Origin of the sequence: Streptomyces fradiae (genome assembly GCF_041270065.1) — a bacterium.
In the GTDB taxonomy this organism is placed as follows: domain Bacteria; phylum Actinomycetota; class Actinomycetes; order Streptomycetales; family Streptomycetaceae; genus Streptomyces.
This window is the reverse complement of record NZ_CP065958.1, coordinates 5,599,562-5,625,134: the sequence shown is the minus strand read 5'-3', so window position 1 is coordinate 5,625,134 and position 25,573 is coordinate 5,599,562. Positions and strand designations below refer to the sequence as shown.

The 25,573-nt window shown below is 72.9% G+C and carries 20 protein-coding genes; 13 read left to right on the top strand and 7 right to left on the bottom strand.

The genetic code is table 11. The features are described 5' to 3' along the window. Positions 1-197: 197 nt before the first annotated feature. From JAO84_RS25820 to glgB, 5 genes are all read left to right on the top strand, one after another. Positions 198-848 (top strand): dihydrofolate reductase family protein, encoded by a 651-nt coding sequence (locus tag JAO84_RS25820; RefSeq protein WP_370414975.1) that lies wholly within the window; start codon positions 198-200, stop codon positions 846-848. Positions 849-1,162: 314 nt separating this feature from the next. Further along, positions 1,163-3,157, top strand: a complete 1,995-nt coding sequence (locus JAO84_RS25815; protein WP_370414974.1) for an alpha-1,4-glucan--maltose-1-phosphate maltosyltransferase — start codon at positions 1,163-1,165, stop codon at positions 3,155-3,157. Beyond that, complete coding sequence (gene treS, locus JAO84_RS25810) at positions 3,154-4,848, top strand: maltose alpha-D-glucosyltransferase (RefSeq protein ID WP_370414973.1); 1,695 nt, start codon at positions 3,154-3,156, stop codon at positions 4,846-4,848. Before JAO84_RS25815 ends, treS begins: the two co-directional genes overlap by 4 nt. A 212-nt stretch (positions 4,849-5,060) precedes the next feature. Then, positions 5,061-6,410 (top strand): maltokinase, encoded by a 1,350-nt coding sequence (locus tag JAO84_RS25805; RefSeq protein WP_370414972.1) that lies wholly within the window; start codon positions 5,061-5,063, stop codon positions 6,408-6,410. 503 nt (positions 6,411-6,913) lie between these two features. Then, positions 6,914-9,205 (top strand): 1,4-alpha-glucan branching enzyme, encoded by a 2,292-nt coding sequence (glgB, locus tag JAO84_RS25800; RefSeq protein ID WP_370414971.1) that lies wholly within the window; start codon positions 6,914-6,916, stop codon positions 9,203-9,205. Here the strand turns inward: glgB and JAO84_RS25795 are convergent, their stop codons facing one another. Next, positions 9,206-11,443 (bottom strand): UvrD-helicase domain-containing protein, encoded by a 2,238-nt coding sequence (locus JAO84_RS25795; protein WP_370414970.1) that lies wholly within the window; start codon positions 11,441-11,443, stop codon positions 9,206-9,208. It abuts the gene before it with no gap. Positions 11,444-11,792: 349 nt separating this feature from the next. Between JAO84_RS25795 and thrS the strand changes: the two genes are divergently transcribed. Continuing rightward, complete coding sequence (gene thrS / locus JAO84_RS25790) at positions 11,793-13,043, top strand: threonine--tRNA ligase (RefSeq protein ID WP_370414969.1); 1,251 nt, start codon at positions 11,793-11,795, stop codon at positions 13,041-13,043. On the opposite strand, the gene JAO84_RS25785 is transcribed toward thrS, so the two are convergent. The 3 genes from JAO84_RS25785 to JAO84_RS25775 are packed head-to-tail and all read right to left on the bottom strand — an operon-like array spanning position 13,040 to position 15,176. Beyond that, positions 13,040-14,008 (bottom strand): nucleotidyl transferase AbiEii/AbiGii toxin family protein, encoded by a 969-nt coding sequence (locus JAO84_RS25785; RefSeq protein ID WP_370414968.1) that lies wholly within the window; start codon positions 14,006-14,008, stop codon positions 13,040-13,042. The genes thrS and JAO84_RS25785 overlap by 4 nt on opposite strands. Further along, on the bottom strand, positions 14,005-14,595 hold the full coding sequence (locus tag JAO84_RS25780) for a hypothetical protein (protein WP_370414967.1): 591 nt from the start codon (positions 14,593-14,595) through the stop codon (positions 14,005-14,007). The genes JAO84_RS25785 and JAO84_RS25780 overlap by 4 nt, the downstream gene beginning before the upstream one ends. A 53-nt stretch (positions 14,596-14,648) precedes the next feature. Then, positions 14,649-15,176: an Lrp/AsnC family transcriptional regulator gene (locus JAO84_RS25775; RefSeq protein ID WP_370414966.1), complete on the bottom strand. Its 528-nt coding sequence runs from the start codon at positions 15,174-15,176 to the stop codon at positions 14,649-14,651. A gap of 45 nt (positions 15,177-15,221) precedes the next feature. Here JAO84_RS25775 and JAO84_RS25770 point away from each other — a divergent pair, with 45 nt between their 5' ends. The 3 genes from JAO84_RS25770 (at position 15,222) to JAO84_RS25760 (ending at position 17,733) form a co-directional block, all read left to right on the top strand. Beyond that, the gene (locus tag JAO84_RS25770; RefSeq protein ID WP_370414965.1) at positions 15,222-16,151 is read left to right on the top strand and encodes an NAD-dependent epimerase/dehydratase family protein; all 930 of its coding nucleotides are present in this window, start codon (positions 15,222-15,224) and stop codon (positions 16,149-16,151) included. Beyond that, entirely contained in the window at positions 16,151-17,053 is a 903-nt protein-coding gene (locus tag JAO84_RS25765; RefSeq protein WP_370414964.1) for an aldo/keto reductase, read from the top strand. Before JAO84_RS25770 ends, JAO84_RS25765 begins: the two co-directional genes overlap by 1 nt. 95 nt (positions 17,054-17,148) lie before the next feature. After that, a complete protein-coding gene (locus JAO84_RS25760; RefSeq protein WP_370414963.1) occupies positions 17,149-17,733 on the top strand; it encodes an SUKH-4 family immunity protein in 585 nt (194 codons plus the stop codon). A gap of 149 nt (positions 17,734-17,882) precedes the next feature. On the opposite strand, the gene JAO84_RS25755 is transcribed toward JAO84_RS25760, so the two are convergent. Then, entirely contained in the window at positions 17,883-19,235 is a 1,353-nt protein-coding gene (locus JAO84_RS25755; protein ID WP_370414962.1) for a cation:dicarboxylate symporter family transporter, read from the bottom strand. A 174-nt stretch (positions 19,236-19,409) separates the two neighbouring features. On the opposite strand from JAO84_RS25755, the gene JAO84_RS25750 reads away from it, so the two are divergent. The 4 genes from JAO84_RS25750 to JAO84_RS25735 all read left to right on the top strand — a co-directional run bounded on the left by JAO84_RS25750 (position 19,410) and on the right by JAO84_RS25735 (position 23,366). Next, positions 19,410-21,074, top strand: coding sequence for an ATP-binding protein (locus tag JAO84_RS25750; RefSeq protein WP_370414961.1), 1,665 nt, complete (start codon positions 19,410-19,412; stop codon positions 21,072-21,074). Then, positions 21,071-21,763, top strand: coding sequence for a response regulator (locus JAO84_RS25745; RefSeq protein ID WP_265864774.1), 693 nt, complete (start codon positions 21,071-21,073; stop codon positions 21,761-21,763). Before JAO84_RS25750 ends, JAO84_RS25745 begins: the two co-directional genes overlap by 4 nt. 231 nt (positions 21,764-21,994) lie before the next feature. Beyond that, positions 21,995-22,609, top strand: coding sequence for a helix-turn-helix domain-containing protein (locus JAO84_RS25740; protein ID WP_265864823.1), 615 nt, complete (start codon positions 21,995-21,997; stop codon positions 22,607-22,609). Positions 22,610-22,613: 4 nt separating this feature from the next. Beyond that, positions 22,614-23,366, top strand: a complete 753-nt coding sequence (locus JAO84_RS25735) for a tyrosine-protein phosphatase (protein ID WP_370414960.1) — start codon at positions 22,614-22,616, stop codon at positions 23,364-23,366. Here JAO84_RS25735 and JAO84_RS25730 read toward each other — a convergent pair. Both JAO84_RS25730 and JAO84_RS25725 read right to left on the bottom strand, forming a co-directional pair. Then, positions 23,363-24,355, bottom strand: coding sequence for a helix-turn-helix domain-containing protein (locus JAO84_RS25730; RefSeq protein WP_370414959.1), 993 nt, complete (start codon positions 24,353-24,355; stop codon positions 23,363-23,365). The genes JAO84_RS25735 and JAO84_RS25730 overlap by 4 nt on opposite strands. Before the next feature lie 178 nt (positions 24,356-24,533). Next, positions 24,534-25,559 carry an ATP-dependent 6-phosphofructokinase gene (locus tag JAO84_RS25725; protein WP_370414958.1) on the bottom strand — a complete coding sequence of 342 codons (1,026 nt, stop codon included), beginning with the start codon at positions 25,557-25,559 and terminating at the stop codon, positions 24,534-24,536. Between the last annotated feature and the right edge of the window lie 14 nt (positions 25,560-25,573).

Below are 25,573 nucleotides of genomic sequence, written 5' to 3'. Positions count from 1 at the left end.
GGAGCGGGGCGGAAGCACCACGCTGTGCGTCCGCCGTGTTCCGTGACCGGACGCTAGGGCACGCGGGGCGGCGCGCGCCACGGCGCGCGAAGGATCCGCGGCGGCGCGGCGATGAGTTTTCGGGTCCCGGGGAGTCCCATCATCGACACCACCATCGACACGACATCCCTGGCCCGGCTCGGAAGGAACACCACCCCATGGCACGGCAACTCCTGAAGGTCCAGAATTTCAACGTCTCGCTCGACGGCGTCGCCGCCGGCGAGGACCAGACCCTTGAGCGCCCCTTCGGGCATGCGATCGATCCGCAGAAGATGTTCGCCTGGTGCGGGGCGACGGCGAGCTGGCCGACGCGCACCGAGGAGGGCGGCAGCCGGGGTCTGGACGACTATCTGGTGCGGGACTTCTCGCACAACATCGGCGCCGAGATCATGGGCCGCAACAAGTTCGGTCCGCAGCGCGGCCCGTGGCAGGACCTGGAGTGGCAGGGCTGGTGGGGCGACGAGCCGCCGTTCCACACGCCGGTGTTCGTGCTGACCCACCATCCGCGACCCTCGTTCACGCTCTCCGACACCACCTTCCACTTCGTGGACGCCGATCCGGTCACCGCCCTGGAGATGGCGAAGGAGGCGGCGGAGGGGAAGGACGTACGGCTCGGCGGCGGGGTCACCACGGTCCGCGAGTTCCTGGACGCCGACCTGATCGACACCCTGCACATCGCCGTCTCGCCCGTAAAGGCGGGTTCCGGTCTGCGGCTGTGGGAGTCGCCCGAGGAGCTGACCGACCGTTACCACCTCGATGTGGTGCCGAGCCCCAGCGGCGTCACCCACCACCTGTTCTGGCGGAAGTGACCCGGCGGGACGCGCACGCGGCCCCGACCCGGAACCGGCTCCGTCCCCCAGGGACGGAGCCGGTTGCTTGTCCGGGAGCTGTTCTTGTCGTTCGCGCCCCTACGCCCTAGTAGTTAACAAACAGCCGGATTGCCCACCCGAAATCCGGGGGAAGGCTCCTCCTCGTACCCCGCTGTACTCCTCCGAGACCCGCCATCCGAGTGAACGCGCACGGGAGTGGCCATGCCCTCAACTCCCCGGCCGTCGACGGAGCTAGAAAGAGCGCACACCACCCGCACCCTCGCGAACCGTCAGGTGATGCCGTGAATCCGCTCATGGGACGCATTCCCGTCCTGGACGTCAGCCCTCTGGTCGATTGCGGCCGCCGCCCCGCGAAGGCGGTGGTGGGCGAGACCTTCGAGGTCACGGCCACCGTCTTCCGCGAGGGGCACGACGCCGTCGCCGCCAATGTCGTGCTGCGCGGCCCGTCCGGGCGGCCCGGGCCCTGGACCCCGATGCGGGAGCTGGCGCCGGGCTCCGACCGGTGGGGCGCCGAGGTCACCCCGGACGCCGAGGGCCTGTGGACGTACACCGTCGAGGCGTGGAGCGATCCGCTCGCGACCTGGCGGCACACCGCGCGGATCAAGATCCCGGCCGGGATCGACTCCGAGCTGGTCCTCGCCGAGGGCGCGGAGCTGCACGAGCGGGCCGCGAAGGGCGTGCCGAAGAAGGGCGGCGGCCGGGAGGCGGTGCTCGCCGTCGCGGACACCCTGCGCGACGAGTCCCGGCCGGCGGCGGTGCGGCTCGCGGCGGCGCTCGCGCCCCGGGTGGTGGAGTCCCTGGACCGGCATCCGCTGCGCGAACTGGTCTCCCAGTCCCCCGCGTTGCCGCTGCGGGTGGAGCGCGAGCGGGCGCTGTTCGGTGCGTGGTACGAGTTCTTCCCGCGCTCCGAGGGGGTGCGGACGGTCCGCGGGCGGACGAAACCGGGCACCTTCCGCACCGCCGCGGAGCGGCTTCCGGCCATCGCCGCGATGGGCTTCGACGTGGTGTACCTGCCGCCGATCCATCCGATCGGCGTGACCCACCGCAAGGGCCCGAACAACTCGCTGTCGGCGAGCCCGGAGGACGTGGGCGTGCCGTGGGCGATCGGCTCGCCGGAGGGCGGGCACGACGCGGTCCATCCGGACCTGGGCACGATCGAGGACTTCGACGCGTTCGTGGCGCGGGCGCGCGAGCTGCGGCTTGAGATCGCGCTGGACTTCGCGCTGCAGTGCTCGCCGGACCACCCGTGGGTGGAGAAGCACCCGGAGTGGTTCAGGCGCCGGCCCGACGGCTCTATCGCGTACGCGGAGAACCCGCCGAAGAAGTACCAGGACATCTATCCGATCGACTTCGACGGCGCCGGCGACGACATGGCCGGGATCGTCGCGGAGACGGTGCGGGTGCTTCGGCACTGGATGGACCACGGGGTGCGGATCTTCCGGGTGGACAACCCGCACACCAAGCCGGTGGTGTTCTGGGAGCGGGTGATCGGCGAGATCAACGGCCAGGACCCGGATGTCATCTTCCTGGCGGAGGCGTTCACCCGCCCTGCGATGATGCGCACGCTCGGCGCGGTCGGCTTCCAGCAGTCGTACACGTACTTCACGTGGCGCAACACCAAGGCGGAGCTGACCGAGTACCTGACGGAGCTGTCCGGGGACGCGGCCGCGCACATGCGCCCGAACCTCTTCGTGAACACCCCGGACATCCTGCACGCCTATCTGCAGCACGGCGGCCGGCCGGCCTTCGAGACGCGGGCGGTGCTCGCCGCGACCCTCTCCCCGACCTGGGGCATGTACGCGGGCTACGAGCTGTGCGAGGGCACGCCGCTGCGCGAGGGCTGCGAGGAGTACCTGGACTCGGAGAAGTACCAACTGCGACCGCGCGACTGGGAGTCGGCGGAGCGCTCGGGCGCCTCGATCGCCCCGCTGATCACCAGCCTGAACCGGATCCGGCGCCGCAACCCGGCGCTGCGGCGGCTGCGGAACCTGACCTTCCACGCGACGGACAACGACGCCGTCATCGCGTACGCCAAGCGTTCGGGTCCGAACACCGTTCTGGTGGTCGCCAACCTCGACCCCCACCACACCCAGGAGGCCACGGTCTCGTTGAACATGCCGGAACTCGGCCTCGCCTGGCACGAGACCGTGCCGGTGCGCGACGAGCTCACCGGCGAGACCTATCACTGGGGCAGGGCCAACTACGTGCGTCTGGAACCGGGTGTCACGCCCGCGCACGTGCTCGTCCTGCGACCGTCCCCGCAGACCGGAGGGTCACCCACATCATGACAGTCAACGAACCCGTCCCCGACACCTTCGAGGACACCCCCGCCAGGGACCGCGATCCCGACTGGTTCAAGCGGGCGGTCTTCTACGAGGTCCTGGTCCGCTCCTTCCAGGACAGCAACGGCGACGGAGTCGGCGACCTGAAGGGCATCACGTCGCGTCTCGACTATCTGCAGTGGCTGGGGGTGGACTGCCTCTGGCTGCCCCCGTTCTTCAAGTCGCCGCTGCGCGACGGCGGCTACGACGTCGCCGACTACACCTCGGTGCTCCCGGAGTTCGGCGATCTCGCCGACTTCGTGGAGTTCGTGGACGCGGCGCACGCCCGCGGGGTGCGCGTGATCATCGACTTCGTGATGAACCACACGAGCGACGCGCACCCGTGGTTCCAGGAGTCGCGCAGCGACCCGGACGGCCCCTACGGGGACTACTACGTCTGGGCGGACGACGACAAGCAGTACCCGGACGCCCGGATCATCTTCGTGGACACGGAGACGTCCAACTGGACCTTCGACCCGGTCCGCAAGCAGTACTACTGGCACCGCTTCTTCTCCCACCAGCCGGACCTCAACTACGAGAACCCGCGGGTCCAGGAGGAGATCCTGTCCGCGCTGCGCTTCTGGCTGGACCTCGGCATCGACGGGTTCCGGCTGGACGCGGTGCCGTACCTCTACCAGGAGGAGGGCACCAACTGCGAGAACCTGCCCGCCACCCACGCCTTCCTCCGGGCGGTCCGCAAGGAGATCGACGAGCACTACCCGGACCGAGTGCTGCTCGCCGAGGCCAACCAGTGGCCGGAGGACGTGGTCGACTACTTCGGCGACTTCCGCTCCGGCGGCGACGAGTGCCACATGGCCTTCCACTTCCCGGTCATGCCGCGGATCTTCATGGCGGTACGGCGCGAGTCGCGCACCCCGGTCTCCGAGATCCTGGCGAAGACCCCGGCGATCCCGTCCGGCTGCCAGTGGGGCATCTTCCTGCGCAACCACGACGAGCTGACCCTCGAGATGGTCACGGACGAAGAGCGCGACTACATGTACGCCGAGTACGCCAAGGACCCGCGGATGCGGGCCAACATCGGCATCCGGCGGCGGCTCGCCCCGCTCCTCGACAACGACCGCAAGCAGATGGAGCTGTTCACCGCGCTGCTGTTCTCGCTGCCGGGCTCGCCGGTGCTCTACTACGGCGACGAGATCGGCATGGGCGACAACATCTGGCTGGGCGACCGGGACGGGGTGCGCACCCCGATGCAGTGGACGCCGGACCGCAACGCGGGCTTCTCGTCCTGCGATCCGGGCCGGCTCTACCTCCCGGCCATCATGGACCCGGTGCACGGCTACCAGGTGACCAATGTGGAGGCGGGGATGGCCTCGCCGTCCTCGTTGCTGCACTGGACGAAGCGGATGATCGAGATCCGTAAGCAGAACCGTGCCTTCGGGCTCGGCTCGTACACCGAACTGCCGTCGACGAACCCGGCGGTGCTCGCCTTCCTCAGGGAAGACGGTGACGACCTCGTGCTGTGCGTGAACAATTTCTCCCGCTTCGCGCAGCCGACCGAGCTCGACCTGCGCCGCTTCGACGGCGTGAAGCCGGTGGAGCTGATCGGCGGGGTGGAGTTCCCGGCGATCGGGCAGTGGCCGTATCTGCTGACCCTCGCCGGGCACGGGTTCTACTGGTTCCGCCTCAAGCGATCCTGAAGTACCGTCATTTCAGTTCTGTCCCGTGTGAGGCGGTTTCCACCGCCTCATACCGGGAGGCTCCGTACGGGACTTCTTGCCGGACCCGTACGGATCTTCCCCCTCCGACACGTCCCGCACAGCCGGACAGCCGAAGCCGCCATCCGGGACAATCTGCGCATTTGAATGCATACGAACCCACCGTGCGCACCCCGGGGAAAGGACGCGATGCCATGCCGGAGACCGCATCCACCACCCGGGCCCCGGACGCCCTCCTTCCGTCACTCACGCCCCTGCTGCACACCTGGCTGCCCCGGCAGCGCTGGTTCGCCGGCAAGGGCCGCCGGGTCACCGGATTCGCTCTGGACGCGGCCACCGAGCTGCTGCCGCTGGACGGCACCGGACCCGGTCTCCTCCATCTGCTCGTACGGGTCGAGCAACCCGGCCGGCCGGCCGGAACGCCCGCCGACTGCTACCAGTTGCTCCTCGGGGTGCGGCCCCAGCTGCCGCCGCGCCTCGCCCCCGCCCTCATCGGGCGGATCCGCCAGGGCCCGCTGGCGGGCCGGGCCGTCTACGAGGGGCTGCGCGACCCGCGGCTCGCCGGACTGCTCTACGAACGGCTGCGCGCGCCCGGCCGGATCGGCCCGCTGCGCTTCCACACCACCGCCCCGCTGCTGCCCGCGCTCGCCCCGCGGGTGCTCGACGCCGAGCAGTCCAACTCGTCGCTGGTCTACGGAGATTCGTTCATCCTGAAGATCTTCCGGCGGGTCAGCCCGGGCGCCAACCCGGACCTGGAGCTGCCGCTCGCCCTGGCACGGGCGGGCTGCGCGCGGGTGCCGGAGCCGGTGGCCTGGTTCGAGACCGAGCACGCCACCCTGGGTGTCCTTCAGCCCTTCCTGCGCGAGTCGCGGGACGGCTGGCGGCTCGCCCTCGACGCGCTCGCCGACGGGCGGGAGTTCACCACGGAGGCGCGCGCGCTCGGCCGGGCCACCGCCGAGGTGCACCTCGCCCTGGCGACCGCCCTGCCCACCGAGCGCCTCCGGCGCGACCGGGCCGCGCACCTGGCCGCCGCGATGGACGCCCGGCTGCACGCCGCCGCGCAGGCGGTGCCCGCGCTCCTGCCGTACGTCCCGGGGCTGCGGGCCGTGTTCGCCGCCGCGGGCGACGCGGGCGGCGCCGGGCCGCTCCAGCGCATCCACGGCGACCTGCACCTCGGCCAGACGTTGCGCGGCTCGGACGGCGCGTGGGCGGTGATCGACTTCGAGGGCGAGCCTGCCAAGCCGCTCGACGAGCGCCGCAGCCCGCAGCCGCCGGTCCGCGACATCGCCGGCATGCTCCGCTCCTTCGACTACGCGGCCCGCACCCACCGCCCCTGGAACGCCGACTGGGCCGCCCGCTGCCGCGCCGCCTACTGCACGGGCTACGCGGAAGCCTCCGGCACCGACCCCCGCGCCCACCCCGCCCTCCTCCGCGCCTACGAGACCGACAAGGCCGTCTACGAGGTCGTCTACGAGGCCCGCCACCGCCCGGACTGGCTCCCGGTCCCGATGGCGGCGATCGAACGCCTGGCAGGAGGAGCGTGACCCTCCCGTCCCGCCGCCCTACCGGCCGGTGCCCACCCGCACGGGCGGTGCGGGCTTTCGCCCCACCCCGTGTGGGCATTCGTCCCGCAGGGGCTGGGGGTCCCCCCAGGGCGAAGCCAGGGGGAGGGTGGGCACACGGGACGGCGCCCATGCGGGCGCGCTCCGCACCCGGGCCTACCCGCACCACCAGCGCGGCGCACCCGTGGTGCGGGCACAGGCCCGGAAGCCTAGGCCCGGCAAGGGGCGCCGTCCCGTGTGCCCACCCGTCCCGCCCCAGCGGGACGAATGCCCACACGGGGTGGGGCGAACCCCGGCCTCGAGTGCCCGCCCCGTTCGGCCCAGCCTCACCCCACGCATCGTCCCGTCCCGCCTGCGGGGTTCGGACGGGGCCCGTTCGGCCGAGTGTCCGGTGCGCGATGCGCGGCGTTGCGCTTGCGTGGAAGCGCCCGGGCGCGCCCGCCCGTAGATGACTCACTCCCACACCCACTTCAGGAGGCCTCCCCGTGACCGCCCGATCCGCAGGCAGGACAGCCCGCAAGCCGAAGACGCCCGCTCCCCGGGCGGAGGCCAAGCCGGACCTGGCCGTCGTACGCGCGGCGCCCCCGCTCCACCCGGACGACCGGGCCCGGCTGATCGCCGGGGAGCATCACGATCCGCACGGGCTGCTCGGGGCGCACCCCGTGAAGGGCGGGGTGGTGATCCGGGCGCTGCGGCCGTGGGCGAAGGAGGTGGCGGCGGTGCTGCCGAAGGGGCGCCGGGTCGCGCTCCACGCGGACGGCGACGGACTGTTCTCGGCCCTGGTCCCCCGCCTCCGCAAGGTGCCGGAGTACGAGCTCCGCGTCCGCTACACCGACGCCGCCGCCGACGAGCTCGCGCTCCACGACCCGTACCGCTTCCTGCCCGCCCTCGGCGACCTCGACCTGCACCTGATCGGCGAGGGCCGGCACGAGGAGCTGTGGACGGCGCTCGGCGCCCGCGTCATGACCCACCAGGGCGTGACCGGCACCCGCTTCACCGTCTGGGCGCCCAACGCCCGCGGGGTCCGGGTGACCGGCGACTGGACGTACTGGGACGGCAGCGCGCTGCCGATGCGCTCGCTCGGCTCGACCGGCGTGTGGGAGCTGTTCGTGCCGGGCATCGGCGAGGGCGCGGCGTACAAGTTCGACATCACCCGCCCCGACGGCAGCCACACCCTGCGCGCCGACCCGATGGCCCGCCGCACCGAGTGCCCGCCGAACACCGCCTCGATCGTGACCGCCGACCACCATGTGTGGCAGGACGAGGAGTGGATGGCGCGGCGCGGCTCCCGCCCGCACCACGAGGCGCCGATCTCCGTCTACGAGCTGCATCTCCCGTCCTGGCGCCCGGGCCTGACGTACCGCCAGCTCGCCGAGCAGCTCCCCGCCTACGTCCGCGATCTCGGCTTCACGCACGTGGAGTTCATGGCGGTCGCCGAGCACCCCTTCCACGGCTCGTGGGGCTACCAGGTCACCGGCTTCTACGCGCCGACCGCCCGCATGGGCACCCCCGACGACTTCCGCCACCTCGTCGACGCGCTGCACCAGGCCGGCATCGGCGTCCTGATGGACTGGGTGCCGGCGCACTTCCCGCGCGACGACTGGGCCCTTGCCGAGTTCGACGGGCGCCCGCTGTACGAGCACGAGGACCCGCGCCGCTCGGCGCACCCCGACTGGGGCACCCTGGAGTTCGACTACGGGCGCACCGAGGTGCGCAACTTCCTGGTGGCCAACGCGGTGTACTGGTGCGAGCAGTTCCACCTCGACGGGCTGCGCGTGGACGCGGTCGCCTCGATGCTCTACCTCGACTACTCGCGCGAGGGCGGCGACTGGCTGCCGAACGAGTTCGGCGGCCGGGAGAACCTGGACGCGGTGGCCTTCCTCCAGGAGATGAACGCCACCGTCTACAAGCGCTGCCCGGGGATCATCACCTTCGCCGAGGAGTCCACGGCCTGGGACGGGGTGACCCGGCCGACCGACCAGGTCGGCCCGGGCGGCTTCGGCGGGCTCGGCTTCGGCATGAAGTGGAACATGGGCTGGATGCACGACTCGCTCGGCTACATCGGCAAGGAGCCGGTGCACCGCAAGTACCACCACCACGAGATGACCTTCTCGATGGTGTACGCGTACAGCGAGAACTACATCCTGCCGATCTCCCACGACGAGGTCGTCCACGGCAAGCGCGCGCTGGTGTCGAAGATGCCGGGCGACTGGTGGCAGCGGCGCGCCAACCACCGGGCCTATCTGGGCTTCATGTGGTCCCACCCGGGCAAGCAACTCCTCTTCATGGGCCAGGAGTTCGCCCAGGGCGCGGAGTGGTCGGCGGAGCACGGGCCCGAGTGGTGGCTGATGGACGAGACGTACGCCTCGGCCGGCGACCACCGCGGCGTACGGGACCTGGTGCGCGACCTGAACACGGTGTACACGGCGACGCCCTCGCTGTGGGAGCGGGACACCGCTCCCGAGGGCTTCCAGTGGATCGTCGGCGACGCGGCGGAGGACAACGTCTTCGCCTTCCTCCGCTTCGACGCGATCGGCTCGCCGCTGCTCGCGGTCTCCAACTTCTCCCCCGTGGTCCGGCACGACTACCGCCTGGGCGTGCCGGACACCTTCGCCGCCTGGGCAGAGGTCCTGAACACGGACGCGGCGCGCTACGGCGGCGGCGACGTGGTGGGCACGGACCCGGTGAAGACGGAGTCGGTGCCGTGGCACGGGCGGGCGGCGAGCGTCCGGATGACGCTGCCGCCGCTCGCCACCGTCTGGCTCAGGCCCGCCTGATCAGACCGCCCGCCTGATCACACCCATCCGCTGGGTGGCCCGGGTCAGCGCCACGTACAGGTCGTTGATGCCGTGCGGAGCGGCGGATCGGATGGCCTCGGGGTCGACGACGAGCACCGTGTCGAACTCGAGGCCCTTCGCCTGGCGCGGGTCGAGCAGCACGACCGGGCGCGTCAGGTCGGGCTTCGGCCCGTACGCGGCGTCGGGCAGGGCCGCGATCAGGTCGGGGTGGAGGGCGGCCGGGGCGATGACGGCGAGCCGGCCCTCGGGCCGGAGCTCCGCCGCGACCGCGTCGGCGGTCTCCTTCACCGGGTCCTCGACCGTACGGTCCCAGGGCGCGACGCCCGTGGAGCGCACCGAGCGCGGCGGCTCGAAGCCCGGGTCGGCGGCGCGCCGCACCTCGGCGGCGACCTCCATGATCTCGGCCGGGGTGCGGTAGTTGACGCCGAGCCGGACGAGCTCCCAGCGGTCCTCCACGTACGGCGCGAGGATCTCCTGCCAGGAGCCGACGCCGGCCGGGTCGCCGGTCTGCGCCGGGTCGCCGACCAGGGTCATGGAGCGGGTGGGGCTGCGCCGCATGAGCAGCCGCCACAGCATCGCGGACAGCTCCTGCGCCTCGTCGACGATGATGTGGCCGAAGGCCCAGGTGCGGTCGGCGGCGGCGCGTTCGGCGGCGCTGCGGTGGTCGGCCTCCTCGTGGCGCTCGGCGAAGCGTTCGGCGTCGATGATGTCGTGGGCGGACAGCACCTCGGAGGCGTCGGCGTCGAGTTCGGTCTTGTCCTCGAACTCGTACGTGCGGGAGGCGAAGGAGACGTCGAGGACGCCCTGCGCGTAGGCGATCTGCTTCTGTCGTTCGGCCTCCTCGGCGGCGCGGGCGGCGGAGTCGTCCTCGCCGAGGAGTTCGGCGGCCTCGTCGAGGAGGGGGACGTCGGCCGGCGTCCACTCTCCCTGGTCGCGGCGGATCGCCGCGATGTCGGCGTCGTCCAGGTGGGTGGGCTCGGCGAGGTAGTCGGCGAGGAAGGTCTCGGGGGTGAGGGCCGGCCACAGGGTGTCGAGGGCGGCGTGCACCTCGGGGTTGGCGGCGACGCCCTTGGCGAGCAGCGCGCGGTCGTCGGGGCCGAGGAAGTTGGGGCCGCCGTAGGGGTCGGCGCCGATGCGGTCGGCGAGCTGTTCGGCGAGCGCGTCGAGGATCGCGAAGACGAAGTAGGGGCGGGCCAGGTTGTGCGGCAGGAAGGTCTCGCGGGCCTTGTGCCGGGCCTCCAGGGCCATGTCCCAGTCGACGATCAGGTCGCCGTCCTCGTGCGGGACGACCAGCGGCGCGCCGCGCTCGGGGACCTGCTGGCGGTCGCGTACGGCCTGCGCCAGGGCCTCCGCCATCCGGGCGGAGCCCTTGACGGCGGCGGCGCGCGGGGTGTCCGTACCGGTGGCGTGGACGCCGGGGTAGAGCTCGCCGGGGGTGGCGAGGAGGACGCCGGTCTCGCCGAGGGAGGGCAGGACGTTGCCGATGTAGCCGAGGAAGGCGGGGTTCGGGCCGACGATGAGGACGGCGCGCTTGGCGAGCTGCTCGCGGTGGGCGTAGAGGAGGTACGCGGCGCGGTGCAGGGCGACGGCGGTCTTGCCGGTGCCGGGGCCGCCCTCGACGACGAGGACGCCGCGGTGCGGGGAGCGGATGATGGCGTCCTGCTCGGCCTGGATGGTCTGCACGATGTCGTGCATACGGCCGGTGCGGGCGGCGTCGAGCGCGGCGAGCAGGACCTCGTCGGCGTCGCGGTTCTCGTGCCCGGTGCGGGTCGCGTCCCGCAGGTCGAGCACCTCGTCGTGGAGGGACACCACGTCGCGGCCGTGGGTGGTGATGTGGCGGCGGCGCCGGAGCCCCATCGGCTCGTAGCCGGTGGCCAGGTAGAAGGGGCGGGCGACGTCGGCGCGCCAGTCGACGACGAGGGGGGTGCGGTTCGGGTCGTCCCGCCGGATCCCGATCCGCCCGATGTGGTGGTCGCGCCCGTCCCGGAACACGAGCCGCCCGAAGCACAGCCCGCTCTCCCCCGCGTTCAGCGCGGTGAGCAGCCCGGACTGCTCGGCCACGAGCACGTCCCGCTCCAGGCGCGCCTGCGCGCTGCCCTCGCCGGGCGTGGCGAGGGCCCGGGCGACGCCGGCCTCGGCCTGGTCCCTCAGGTCGTCGAGTCGTGCGTAGAGCTCGGTGATGAATTTCTGCTCGTTCCGAAATTCTTCGGTTGACAATTCGACTCCCGGCGCGATACAGTGCGTTTAGTGAATCCGCCCGTGTGCTTGCTGTGCGCGGACACGGAATCCATGAATATACGTGAGACGCGCCCCTGACTGCAATTCTAAGTCCGGGGATTTTTTGTGCCCCGAGAGCGCGAGCGCCGCGAAAATCCCGCGCGCGGGCCGGCGGGCCCCTGCTAGCGTCTGCCGTATGAAGCAGCGTGCCGCGTTCCAGACGACGACGCCGGAGAGTGTCCCGGCGCGCTGACAGCTGAGTTTGTCCGAAGCCCCGGGGCGAGTGCCCCGGGGCTTCGGCGTCGTCGCGTCCGGGTGCTCGCTCCCCCGTGAAGAACGAGGAGTGACGATGAGCATCGACAAGGGTGCCGAAAAGGGAGTCGACCACCGCAGGCTGGGCCGTGAGCTTGAGCTGTTCGACACCGATCCGCTGATCGGGGCCGGGCTGCCGTACTGGCTGCCGGACGGGGCCGTCGTGCGGCACGCGCTGGAGGAGTACGTACGGGAGGCCGAGCGGCGGGCCGGGTACCGGCATGTGTACTCGCCCGTGCTGGGCAAGCGCGAGCTGTACGAGATCTCCGGGCACTGGGCGCACTACCAGGACGACATGTTCCCGCCCATGGACGTCGGCGGCGAGCAGTTCGTGCTGCGGCCCAGCCTCTGCCCGCACCACGCCGTGATGTTCCGCTCCCGCGCGCACAGCTACCGGGAACTCCCCCTCCGCATGGCCGAGTTGGGCGGCATGTTCCGGTCCGAGATGTCCGGTGTGCTCGGCGGGCTGACCCGGGTGCGGGCCATCGGGCTCAACGACGCGCATGTCTTCTGCACCCTCGACCAGGTCGCCGAGGAGGCCGCCGCCGCGCTGCGCCTGATCCGCGAGGCGTACGCCGCCATGGGCATCGAGGCGGCCCGCTACCGGCTCTCGCTCGCCGGGCCCGGCGGCAAGTACGTGGACGCACCCGAGAAGTGGGCCCGTGCCACCGCACTCCTCCGCGAGGTCCTGGACGCCTCCGGGCTCGCCTACGAGGAGGCCGAGGGCGAGGCCGCCTTCTACGGGCCGAAGATCGACGTGCAGGTCGCCGACCCGGCCGGCCGCGAGTCCACCCTCTCCACCGTGCAGATCGACTTCCACCAGCCCGAGCAGTTCGACCTCCACTACATCGGTGCCGACGGCGCCAAGCACCGCCCCGTGATGGTCCACCGCTCCGTCGTCGGCAGCGTCGAACGCGCCGTCGCGCATCTCGTCGAGCACCACGCCGGCGCCTTCCCCGCCTGGCTCGCCCCGGTCCAGCTCGCCGTACTGCCGGTCTCCGACGCCGAGTACGAGGCCGCCGCCGGGCTCGCCGCCCGCTGCGCCGAACTCGGCCTGCGCGCCGAGGTCGTGGGACCCCACCACGGCACCCTCGGCGCCCGCATCCGCGCCTCCCGCCTCGTCCCGTACCAGCTCGTCATCGGCGCGAAGGAGGCCGCCGACGGCCAGGTGGCGGTACGGCTCCGGGACGGACGCCGCCTCGACCCGATGCCGGCGGCCGAACTCGTCGAGCGGGTACGGGGGTTGGTGGCGGCGCACGCCACCGCGCTCTGGGACGACCTCGCCTAGAGCAGCGGGGCCACGACCGCGAGGAGGCGGGCGCCGAGCTCTCGGCGCGCCTCCTCGGTGTCGGCGTGCGGGTCGCCGAAGCCGTCCCAGTCGACCTCGCCGAGCGCGGACTCGAACATCGGCAGGGTCAGCGACTCGTTCGCGTACCCCGGCCACTCGTCCGCCTCCCGCAGCAGCCGCTCCACGAGCGCCAGCGGCGGCGTGCAGCTCTCGGCCAGGAGCACCGCGTCATACAGGTCCTTGCCCTGCGGGTACATGTCGCTGAGCAGCCACATGAGCTTCCAGGCGAGGGAGAGTTCGCGGCTCGCGGCCGTCACGCGCACGCCCACCACCTCGGCCGGCTCGGCGGGCAGCGGAAGGGGCTCGTTGAAGACGAAGTCGAGCTGGACCTGACCGCCGGGCAGGCCCGGCGCCGTCCACGGGATCACCAGACGGTGGCCCGGCACCCGCTCGTAGGTCCAGATCTCCTCGGTCACGGCCCCGGCCGCGGAGAGCTCGATCTCGGACCCCACCGTACGTGCGTGCCGCTCGGCCGCCTCGGCGATGCCGTCGAGCATGGCGCGGGTGCGCGGCTCCTCGATGCGCCAGGTCGCGGGGACCACGACGAAGTCGATGTCCTTGGGCGAGCGGGCGGCCTCGCCGAACCAGGCCGACATCAGCATGCTGCCGCGCAGCACCAGGGAGTCCGCCCAGGGCGAGCCGGCGACGGCCGCGAGGACCAGGCCGAGGGCGGAGCGGCGGGCGTCCTGCCAGCGGGCGCGGAGCTCCGGGTCCGCGACCACGGTGTCCGTGGGGGCGAAGGCCTGGTCGAACTGCTTGAGGGCCGGGTCGAAGGCGCGGTGGCGGACCGCCGCGGCGCCGATCCCGGCGGTCAGGGTGCGGGGCACCTGGTCCCGGTAGCGGACATGGTCGGAGTAGGGGTCGGAGCGGGGGTCGAAGTCGGCGTCGGTCACGGGGTCGGTCACGGGGTTTCCTCTCGTACGGTCTCGTCCAGCCAGCCCTCGTCGAGCGACAGGTCGCTGTCGGACAGGACGAACTCCCGCTCCTCCGAGAGGAGTTCGTGCCCGGCTCCGACCAGCACGGCCCGCAGCGCGTCGCACGCCCGGCCCGCGAGGTCGGCGGGTCCCGGGTGCCGCTGGGTCACGAAACGCTCGTGCCGGCCGCCCGGGCCCGGCAGCACCCGGCGGGCGTTCCACGAGACATGGGCACCGTGCGGCACGACGAGGGCTTCGAGCGCGGCCCGGTCGTGGTCGGCGGGGAGCGCCAGCTTGAGGTGGTGCTCGAAGTAGCCGCCGCCCGGGCCCGCGGGCTCCGTGCTCCACGGCACCGTCTCCACCTTGACCCGCACCGGCTCGAAACCGGCCGCGCGCAGCCCCGCCACGAGCGCCGGGTGGCCGGTGCGGTCGGGCAGGGTCAGCATCGGCTGGACCGGGGTGCGGCCGCGCGCCAGGACGATGGTGGTCAGCTTCAGGCCCCGGTCCGCCGCCCATCCGGCGAGCCGGTCCCGCTGGTCCTCGGTGCGGCAACGGACCGTCACATGCGTCTCGTACACCCGGGCGATTGTGTCAGCAGGAAAGGCCCCGCTCACCCCCATTTCCCACCCGGTCAGGCCGGTTCCCCGGCCGGGAGCAGCGGCTTTCGCTCCACCGGGGAGGTGAGGACGATGGAGGTGGTGGTGCGGCCGAGGGCGGAGGTCTGTTCCAGGACCTCCTCCAGGTGCACGGTGTCGGTGACGGCGACCTTGAGGATCCAGCAGTCCTCGCCGACCACGTGGTGCGCCTCGCGGATCTCGGGGCGGGCGAGGAGTTCGAGGGTGCGGGGGTGCTTGAGGGTGTAGCCGCCGTGCGGGTTGACCCGGACGAAGGCCTGGATGCCGTAGCCGAGGCGGGCGGGGGCGACCTGCGCGCCGTAACCGGTGATCGCGCCGCAGGACTCCAGGCGGCGGACCCGCTCGGTGACGGCGGCGGGGCTGAGCCGGACCCGGCGGCCGAGCTCGCTCAGTTTGATGCGCCCGTCGCTCTGCAGCAGGTCCAGGATCTGCCGGTCCACGGCGTCGAAAGCGGCCGCCGTCGTTTCGACGGCGGCGAACCGCGGCGACCGTGGTTCCTTCGGCGGGACGGCCCGGACTCCCATGTTTCCCCCTTCAGTTGGCGAGGCGCCAACGTAACACTGGTGGGCATGGAGATCTTGGTCATCGGCGGTACCCGCTATTTCGGAAAGCGGCTGATCACGCGCCTGCTCGACGCCGGACATCGCGTCTCGGTCCTCAACCGCGGTTCGTCCCCGGCGCCGGAAGGGGTGACGGAACTGCGCGCCGACCGCAATGACGAGAAGGCGCTGGAAAGCGTCCTCGCGGGGCGGACCTTCGACGTCGTCGTCGACCAGGTCTGCTACACCCCGCGCCAGGCGGCCATCGCCACCCGCGTCTTCGCGGGGCGCACCCGGCGCTATGTGATGACGTCGACGGTCGAGGTGTACGAGTACGAGGACTCGGCGTTCCCGGTCGCCGAGGGCGCCGTCGACCCGGCGACCGTCGCGGTCGACCTCGGCCTGCCGTGGGAGGACCCGGAGTTCCTGGACGCGCACTACGGGGAGGGGAAGCGGCAGGCGGAGGCGGTGTTCGCGGCCGGCGCGGAGTTCCCGTGGGCGGCGGTGCGGGTCGCGCATGTGCTGGGCGGCGCGGACGACTTCACCGGGCGGGTGGCGCACTACGCGGAGCGCATCCGGGCGGGCGAGCCGATCGCCGTACCGCCGGTGAACCGGCCCGCGACCTATGTGTATGTGGAGGAGATCGCGGCCTTCCTGGCGTGGGCCGCGACGGAGACGGATTTCACCGGGCCGGTGAACGCGCATTCCCACGGGCCGCTGACGACGGCGGAGATCTGCGCGGCGATCTGCGCGGAGATCGAGACGGTCCAGGGCGGGGGCCGGACCGCGTTCCGGGAGGTGGAGGTCGGGGAGGTCTCGCCGTTCTCCTTCGCCCGCTCGTACGGCATGGACAATTCCCGCGCGGAAGCACTCGGTTTCCGTTTCTCGCATTCCTCGGAATGGCTCCGCAAGGCCGTCTCCGAGACCCTTTCCGCCGCCACCGTCGCCCAGGAGGGCTGATGCCGACTCTGCACCGCACTCTCGGCGACCGCACCGTCGGCGCCGTCGGACTCGGCGCGATGCCGCTGTCCATCGAGGGGCACCCGGACGAGGCCCGGGCGGTCGCCACCGTCCACGCCGCCCTGGACGCGGGCGTGACCCTGCTGGACACGGCGGACTCCTACCACCCGCCGGGCGGGGAGACCGGGGCCAACGAGCGGCTGGTGGCGCGTGCGCTCGCCGCGTACGGCGGGGACCGCGACGCCGTGCTCGTCGCCACGAAGGGCGGGCGCGGCCGGAGCGCCGACGGCGGCTGGACGGTCGACGGGCGCCCGGAGCACCTGCGGCGGGCGGCCGAGGGCTCGGCGCGGCGCCTGGGGGTGGCCGCGATCGGGCTGTACCAGCTGCACAAGCCGGACCCGGCGGTGCCGTACGCCGAATCGCTGGGCGCGGTACGGGAGTTGCTCGACGCGGGCACGGTCCGGCTCGCCGGGGTCTCGAACGTGGACCGGGAGCAGATCCTGCTGGCCCGGGAGATCCTGGGCGACCGGCTCGTGTCGGTGCAGAACCGGTACTCCCCCGCCGTCCGGGACAGCGAGCCCGAGCTGCGGCTCTGCGCCCAGCTGGGGCTCGCCTTCCTGCCGTGGAGTCCGCTGGGCGGCATCTCGCGCAGCTCGCTCGACGGGGCCTCGGCGCCGGCGGAGGCGGACCCCCGGTTCGGCGCCTTCCACCGGGTGGCCCGGGCGCGGGGCGTGTCGCCGCAGCGGGTCGCGCTCGCCTGGCTGCTCGCCCGGCCCGGCGGTCACGTCCTGCCGATCCCGGGCGCGAGCCGGCCGGAGTCGGCGCGGGACTCGGCGCGGGCCGCGGAACTGGTCCTTACGGAGGCGGAGTCGGCCGAGCTGGACGCCGTACCGGAGCCGTGATGGCCGTACCAGAGCCGTGATGTCAGACCCCGCCCGTACTCTTTGATCATCGGCCACGAGGGTCGTACGACACGCATCACCTGGGGGGAGTCGCCGTGCTGAGCGACGAGATTCCGCTGACGCCGGACGCGGAGTGGCTGGAGGCGCGGCTCGGCGCGGGCTCGCTCTGGCGGCCCGACGAGGCCGCGCTGCCGGCCGAGCTGACGGACGCCGGGACGCGCGCGTTCCTGAGCACCGTCGGGTTCCCGGCGGTCGCGCTCGAACCCGCCGGGCTCGACACCCGGGACCTGCGCGGCGAGCACAGCATGGAGCCGTTCGACGCGGACGAGCTGTACGGCGAGCGCTACCCCGACGACGACTCCCCGCCGACCAACTTCTGCTTCTTCATAGCCTCCTGGGGCGATCAGAACCTGATGCTCGACGCGGACGGCGGCATCACCCACTACGACCCCAACGGCTGGGACCACGCGGCCGGCTGGAAGGGCCCGGCGGCCGACTCGCTGCCGCGGCTCGCCGTGCTGCTCGGTCTGATCGCGGAGGCGAGCGGCGCCCTGGAGGCGGAGGAGGACGACGACGCCCGGGAGGCCGCCGTGACCGCGCTGCGGGAGCGGCTGACGGGCGTCGACGTGAATGTCGGCGACTCCGAGTTCTGGGACGAGGTCTTCGAGAGCCTGCTGTAGCGGCGGGGCTGCTGGAGCGGCGACCCGGGGCGTACGGAACGCCCCCGCCGCGGGTGCGACGGGGGCGTTCCGCGTCCGGGACCCGGATCCGGCTCAAGGCCCGGGGCCCGGGGGCTCGTGGACGTGACGGCTCGGGCTCAGGCTCGCGCTCAGACGCCGGCCCGGGCCTTCTCCTCGCCCTCGTCGGCGCGCTGGTCCGGTACGCCGGCGGGGGCGTGGTCGTCGACGAGGGTGGTCTCGTCGAAGGGCGCGCGGCCGGCGAGGACCTCGGTGACCCGGGCCTTGTCGATCTCCTTGGTCCAGGTGCCGACCAGGACGGTGGCGACGGCGTTGCCCGCGAAGTTGGTGAGGGCGCGGGCCTCGCTCATGAAGCGGTCGATGCCGACGATCAGGCCGACGCCGTCGACGAGTTCGGGGCGGTGCGACTGGAGGCCGCCGGCCAGGGTGGCGAGTCCGGCGCCGGTGACGCCCGCCGCGCCCTTGGAGGCGATGATCATGAAGACGAGGAGGGAGATCTGCTCGCCGATCGACAGCGGGTCGCCCATCGCCTCGGCGACGAAGAGCGAGGCCATCGTCAGATAGATCGCGGTGCCGTCGAGGTTGAAGGAGTAGCCGGTCGGGACGGTGATGCCGACCACCGGCTTGGAGACGCCCAGGTGCTCCATCTTCGCGATCAGGCGGGGCAGCGCCGACTCGGAGGAGGAGGTGGACAGGATGAGCAGGAACTCGCGGCCCAGGTACTTCAGGAGCGACAGGATGTTGACGCCGGCGATCAGCCGGAGCAGCGTGCCGAGCACCACGAAGACGAAGAGCGCGCAGGTGATGTAGAAGCCGATCATGATGACGGCGAGCGACTTCAGGGCGTCGATGCCGGTGGCGCCGACGACGGCGGCCATCGCGCCGAACGCGCCGACCGGCGCGGCCCACATGATCATCGCGAGGATGCGGAAGACAAGCCGCTGGATGTGCCCGATGCCGCGGAGCACCGGCTCGCCGGCGGAGCCCATCGCCTGGAGCGCGAAGCCCGCGAGGAGCGCGACGAGCAGGGTCTGCAGCACCTCGCCCTCGGTGAAGGCGGAGACGATGGTCTTGGGGATGATGCCGAGGAGGAAGTCGGCGGTGCCCTCGCTCGCGCCCGCCGCCTGCTTGGCGCCGGCCTCGGCGATGTCCTTGGTGAGGTGCAGGCTGGACCCGGGCTCCAGGATGTTGCCGACGACCAGGCCGATGCCGAGGGCGACGGTCGACATCACCAGGAAGTAGCCGAGGGCGAGGCCGCCGACCGCGCCGACCTTGGTGGCTTTGCGTACGGAACCGACGCCGAGCACGATCGTGCAGAAGATGATCGGCGAGATCATCATCTTGATCAGGTTGACGAAGCCGGTGCCGAGCGGCTTGAGCTCGACGGCGAAGTCCGGCGCCAGGAAGCCCACGGCGATGCCGAGCACGACGGCGCCGATCACGGCCAGGTACAGGTAATGGGTGCGGTCCCGTCTTGCGGCCACGGGGTTCTCCTCGTCCTCAGGTGTCCACGTCCCGGTGGATCCCCAGGACTATCCATCAGCCCTGTGACCGGGGTCACCCTTGCGTACGTTTCGTTCATGGCCGAAGTACGTCACGAGTACGTCACTCCGGTCCGCGGTACCGCGGTCGCGTGTGACCGGGGCACACTGGCTGACATGCGTCTCCGCCTCCCCCGCCCCCGCAGCCTGGCCGGCCAGCTCTTCGCCATGCAGGTCGTGCTGGTGGCGGCCGTCGTCGCGGGCTGCGCCGTGTTCGCATACGTGACGGACCGCGCCCAGGCGGAGGAGACCGCGCGCCGGCAGTCCACGGCGACGGCGACGGCGGTCGCGGCCTCCCCGGCCGTGGTGGCGGCGGCCCGGGCCGCGGACCGCACGGACCCGACCGCGCTGCTCCAGCCGTACGCGGAGGCCGTACGGCGCGACGCGGGCGTCAGCTATGTGGTGGTCATGGCCCCGGACGGCACGCGCTGGACCCACCCGGAGCCCGAGCAGATCGGGCGCACCTACCTCGGGCACATCGACCGGGCGGTGCGCGGCGAGACCTTCTCCGAGACCCACATGGGCGTCCTCGGCCTCTCGGTGCGCACGGTCGCGCCGGTCTTCGACGCCGGCGACCCGGCGCACCGCCGGGTGATCGCCCTGGTCAGCTCGGGTATCACCATCGAGCGGATCAGCCAGCAGGTACGGGAACAGGTCGCCGCGCTGCTCGGGATGGCGGGCGCGGCGCTCGCGCTCGGCGGCGCCGGCACGTACGTCATCAACGCGCGCCTGCGCCGCAGCACCAAGGGCATGAACGCGACCCAGCTCAGCCGGATGCACGACTACCACGAGGCCGCGCTGCACGCGGTGCGCGAGGGTCTCGTCATGCTGGACGGGCAGCGCCGGATCGCGCTGATCAACGACGGGGCGCGGGAGCTGCTCGGGCTCTGCGGGGCCGACGTGGTGGGCCGCTCGCCGGCGGAGCTCGGGCTGCCCGCGCCGCTGACCGGGGCGCTGCTCTCGGCCGAGCCGCGGGTGGACGAGCTGCATCTGACCGACGAGCGGGTGCTCGTCCTGAGCACCCGGCCGGTGGTCGGCGGGGAGCGCCGCGGCACCGTGGTCACCCTGCGGGACCGCACCGAGCTCCAGTCGCTCTCGGGCGAGCTGGACTCGGAGCGCGGCTTCACGGAGGCGCTGCGCTCGCAGGCGCACGAGGCGGCGAACCGGCTGCACACCGTGGTCTCGCTGATCGAGCTGGGCCGGGTCGAGGAGGCGGTCGGCTTCGCCACGGCCGAACTGGAGCTGGCGCAGGCGCTCACCGACCGGGTGGTGACGGCGGTCGGCGAGCCGGTGCTCGCCGCGCTGCTGCTCGGCAAGGCGGCGCAGGCCAACGAGCGGGGCGTGGAGCTGGTGCTCACCGAGGACAGCCGGATCGACGACGGGCTGCTGCCGGCCTCGCTGCCCGCCCGCGATCTGGTGACCATCCTGGGCAATCTGATCGACAACGCGGTGGAGGCCGCCGGACTCCCCGAGTGCGTACGGAGCGGGCGGGTCACCGTCACCGCGCTCGCCGCGGAAGGCGGGGCCGGCGAGCTGCTGCTGCGGGTCGGGGACAGCGGGCCCGGGGTGCGCCCCGAGGACCGCACCGACGTGCTCGACCGCGGCTGGTCGACCCGCGGCCCGGGCCGGGGCCTCGGCCTGGCGTTGGTCCAGCAGGCCGTTCGCCGCGCCTCGGGCACCCTGACGATCGCCGAATCCCCGCTGGGCGGCGCGGAGTTCACCGTACGGCTGCCGCTGGGTGCTCCCGTCGCCGGACGGATCACGGCGGAGGTGGGCGCGTGAACCGGAGTGCTGGTATCCGGGTGCTGGTGGTCGAGGACGACCCCGTGGCCGCCGACGCGCACGCCCTGTACGCGGGTCGGGTGCCCGGCTTCACGGTGGTGGGCGTGGCGCACTCGCGGGCCGAGGCGGTACGGATCCTCGACCGGACCCGGGTGGATCTGCTGCTGCTCGACCTGTACCTGCCGGACGGGCACGGGCTCCAGCTGCTCCGGGCGCTGCGCGCGGCCGGCCACGCGGCGGACGTGATCGCGGTGACCTCGGCGCGGGACCTGGCGATCGTGCGGGAGGGGGTGTCGCTCGGGGTCGTGCAGTACGTCCTGAAGCCCTTCGCCTTCGCGACGCTGCGGGACCGGCTCGCGCGCTACGCGGAGTTCCGGGCGGCGGCCGGGGAGGCCTCCGGCCAGGACGAGGTGGACCGGGCGCTCGCGACGCTGCGCGCCCCGCAGCCGGCGGCGCTGCCCAAGGGCCTGAGCGGCCCCACCCTGGAGGCGGTGACCCGTTCGCTGCGGGCCGCGCCGGACGGGCTCACGGCGGCGGAGGCGGGCACGGCCGTGGGCATCTCGCGGATCACCGCGCGCCGCTACCTGGAACATCTGGTGACGGCGGGGCGGGCGGCGCGGGCGCCGCAGTACGGTCAGATCGGGCGGCCGGAACTGCAGTACCGGTGGCTGGAGGCGCGCGGCCACTGACGGGGGTCGCTGGCGCGGCCGCCGACCGGGGTCGCCGACCGCGCCAGCGGCCCGTGATCACGGAGAGTCGATCACGTGGTTACTCATCGGTTCCCACGTTCCCACAAGCGAAAGCGTTGGGTGAACGCACCGTAGCCAGCAGTCACCCCCCGCCCCTACCGTGGCCGGGTGCACCATCCCTCACCACCCTTCAACGCCCTCGCCGCGCGCCGACTGCGCGAGGGCCTCGGCATGGCCCCCGGACACGTCGCCTACGGGCTCCGCGCCCAGTACGGCCTGTTCGTCACCCCCGAGACCGTCATCGCCTGGGAGCGCGGCCGCGCCGCGCCCACCGCGCAGGAGCTCACCGCCCTCGCCGGCGTGCTGTGGTGCTCCCCGGCCGAGCTCCTGATGGCCGCCACCACCCTGCGCGAGCACCGGATCGCCCGCGGCCTCGCGCCCGAGGACCTGGCCCGGCAGGTGGGGCTCGACCCCGCCGCGTATCTGCGCATGGAGGAGACCGGCGGCTGGCGCGGCAACGAACGGCAGACCGCCGCCCTCGCCGAGGTCCTCGGCCTCGGCCCGCGCGCGCTGCTGACCGCGACCGGCGGCGACGCGAAGCTGTCCGACCTGCTGCGGGACGCGGCGACGACGCGCTGGCAGGCGTACGTGAAACCGGTCGGCAAGCTGTTGCCGCTGCCGCGGCGGGCGGTGGAGCAGGCGCTGCAGCGGCTGCACACCGACTACCACGCGCGGATGGCGGCGACGAGCAGCTGGGGCGCGTCGGGTGCGACGGGCGACGAGGGCCGGGCGTACCTGGACGAGATCATGGACCATTTCTGGGAGACGGTCGCGCCTCTAGGGTGACCGTGTGAGACGACACATAACCTTCGAACGGCTCCACAACTTCCGTGACCTGGGCGGCTATCCGACCGCCGACGGAGGGAGCGTGCGGTGGGCGACCCTCTACCGTTCCGACTCCCTCGGCAAGCTCGCCGGCCCCGACGCGCGCGCCTCCGATCTGGAGCGCTTCCGGGAGCTGGGCATCGAGGCCGTGATCGACCTGCGCTACCCGTCGGAGATCGCGCACCGCGGCCGCCATCCCGAGAGCGAGCCGCAGACCTGGCACAACCTGAGCATCGAGCACCGCCCCTACGACCAGGTCGACCGGGCCCCGGACCCCGACCCCTGGCGCTTCCTCGCCGACCGGTTCGCCGAGGTCGCCCTCGACGGCGCCGCCGAGATCCGCCGCGCCCTGGAGACCATCGCCACCACCGAGGGCCCCCTGGTCTTCCACTGCGCCGCCGGCAAGGACCGCACGGGCCTCCTCGCCGCCCTCGTCCTCGGCCTCCTCGACGTCCCCGACGAGCACGTCGTGGCGGACTTCGCCCTCACCGAACTCGCCACCGCCCGCTTCTTCGCCGACTGGAAGTCCGCCCACCCCGACGCCCACCTCCGCTGGAACGGCTTCGGCCGCGCCCCCGCCGTCGTCATGGACCTCTTCCTCGCGGACCTGCGCACCGAGTACGGCTCGGTCCAGGAGTACGCCACGGGCCACGTGGGACTGGACCCGGAGGTGATCGGGGCGCTGCGGGCACGGCTGGTGGAACGGGCGGCGGGCTAGACCGCCGGTCCCTGCTTCGCCCGCTCGAACGCGAAGAGTTGCCCCCTCGCGTCCGCCCTGCACGGCGCCTGCGTCAGCGGGGCGCCCTCGGCTCCGGGGGTGTCGGTCACCGTGATGCAGGTGTCGGGGGTGGCGGAGTCGGCCGGGGCGATGCGGTAGCCGGGGCCGTGGGGGGTCAGGGTGAAGGATTCGATACGGGTGGGGTCGCCGCACTCGGAGTCTTCGAGGGCGGCGTCGGGTATCCGGCCGCCGGAGGGGAGGCCGGAGCAGCCGGGGCCGTAGTCGGGGTGGGCGGTGACGAGGCGCCAGTGGGCGTCGGCGAGACGTTTCAGCGAGTAGCGGGGCACGCCGGCGTCCGCGCAGGCGAGCTGGCGGACCTGGCCGGAGCGGTCGCCGCGGCGCTCGCCGAGGCAGAGGCCGGAGTCCACCGCGCGGATCGTCACCGGGCCCTCGGGCGGGCCGCCGCCGTGCGCCGGGGTGCCGTCGCGGACCAGGGCGACCACGCTGACGGCGGCCAGGACCAGGCCGGCCACCCCGATCACGCCCACCAGACCGAGCCGCCGCCGCCCGCCCGGGCCCGCCCCCGGCTCCGGCTCCAGGCCCGGCTCCAGCTCCGGAACCGCCTCCCGGCCCGCCTCCGGCTCGGCGCCGCCCGGCCAGACCGGCGGCTCGGACCGGGTCTCCTCCTCGCCCGCGTCCCCGGCCCCCGCCGCCAGCTCCCTCCGTACCGCCTCCCACTCCGCCGCCTCGCCTTCCCCCGCCCCGCAGGCCCGTACGAACACCGCGAGCAATTCCTCCCTGGGCAGGGTGGCCCGCGACAGCATGTTGGCGACGGTCGAGCGCGGCAGGACCTCGCCGAGAGCGGTGGCGCGGGTGGAGAGTTCGCGGTAGGTGAGGCCGGAGCGGGTCTTGAGGCGGCGGAGGTGGGCGACGAAGTCGGCGGGGGTGCGGGCCGACCGGGGGTCGGGGGCCTGGGCGCCCGTGGTCATGCGTGCCGCTCCCTCGCGTCGGGTCCGGGCCGGACGGGGGTTGGGACATGTCCGGGACGGGCCCAAGCCTTGTTGATCGCGCCGCCGGGCTCAAGCATGGATTCGGCCCCGATCCTCCACACGGGGGGAGGATCGGGGCCGGGACAGTCCAAGCGATGGGCGAACGGTCAGAAGACGGTCAGAAGACCGACTCGGCCTCCCGCATCCGGTCCTCCGGCACCGTCTTCAGCTGCGTGACCGCCTCCGCGAGCGGCACCATCTCGACGTTCGTCCCGCGCAGCGCCGTCATCCTGCCGAACTCCCCGCTGTGCACGGCCTCCACCGCGTGCCAGCCGAAGCGGGTCGCGAGCACCCGGTCGTACGCCGTCGGCGTGCCGCCGCGCTGCACGTGGCCGAGGATGACGGGCCGGGCCTCCTTGCCGAGGCGGCGCTCCAGCTCGTACGCGAGGGCCGTGCCGATGCCCTGGAAGCGCTCGTGGCCGAACTGGTCGATCTCGCCCTTGCCGTAGTCCATCGTGCCCTCGGCCGGGTGCGCGCCCTCGGCGACGCAGATGACGGCGAACTTCTTGCCGCGGGCGAAGCGTTCCTCGACCATCTTGACCAGGTCGGCCGGGTCGAAGGGCCGCTCGGGCAGGCAGATGCCGTGGGCGCCGCCGGCCATGCCGGACTCCAGGGCGATCCAGCCGGCGTGCCGGCCCATCACCTCGACGACCATGACGCGCTGGTGGGACTCGGCGGTGGTCTTGAGCCGGTCCATCGCCTCGGTGGCGACGCCGACGGCGGTGTCGAAGCCGAAGGTGCGGTCGGTGGAGGAGATGTCGTTGTCGATGGTCTTCGGCACGCCGACGACCGGGACGCCGGCCTCGGACAGCATCCGGGCGGCGGTGAGGGTGCCCTCGCCGCCGATCGGGACGAGCGCGTCGAAGCCGCTCTTCTCGATCAGCTCCTTGGCGTTGGCGCAGGCCGCGGCGAAGCGGGCGCGCTCCAGGCGGGAGGAGCCGAGGATGGTGCCGCCGCGGGCGAGGATGCCGCTGACGGCGTTGAGGTCGAGGGTGCGGTAGCGGCCGTCGAGCAGGCCCGCGTAGCCGTCCTCGAAGCCGATGACCTCGTCGCCGTAATGCGTCACGGCCCGGTGCACGACGGACCGGATCACCGCGTTCAGACCGGGGCAGTCGCCGCCCGCTGTCAGTACTCCGATGCGCATCGTGCTGTCTCTCC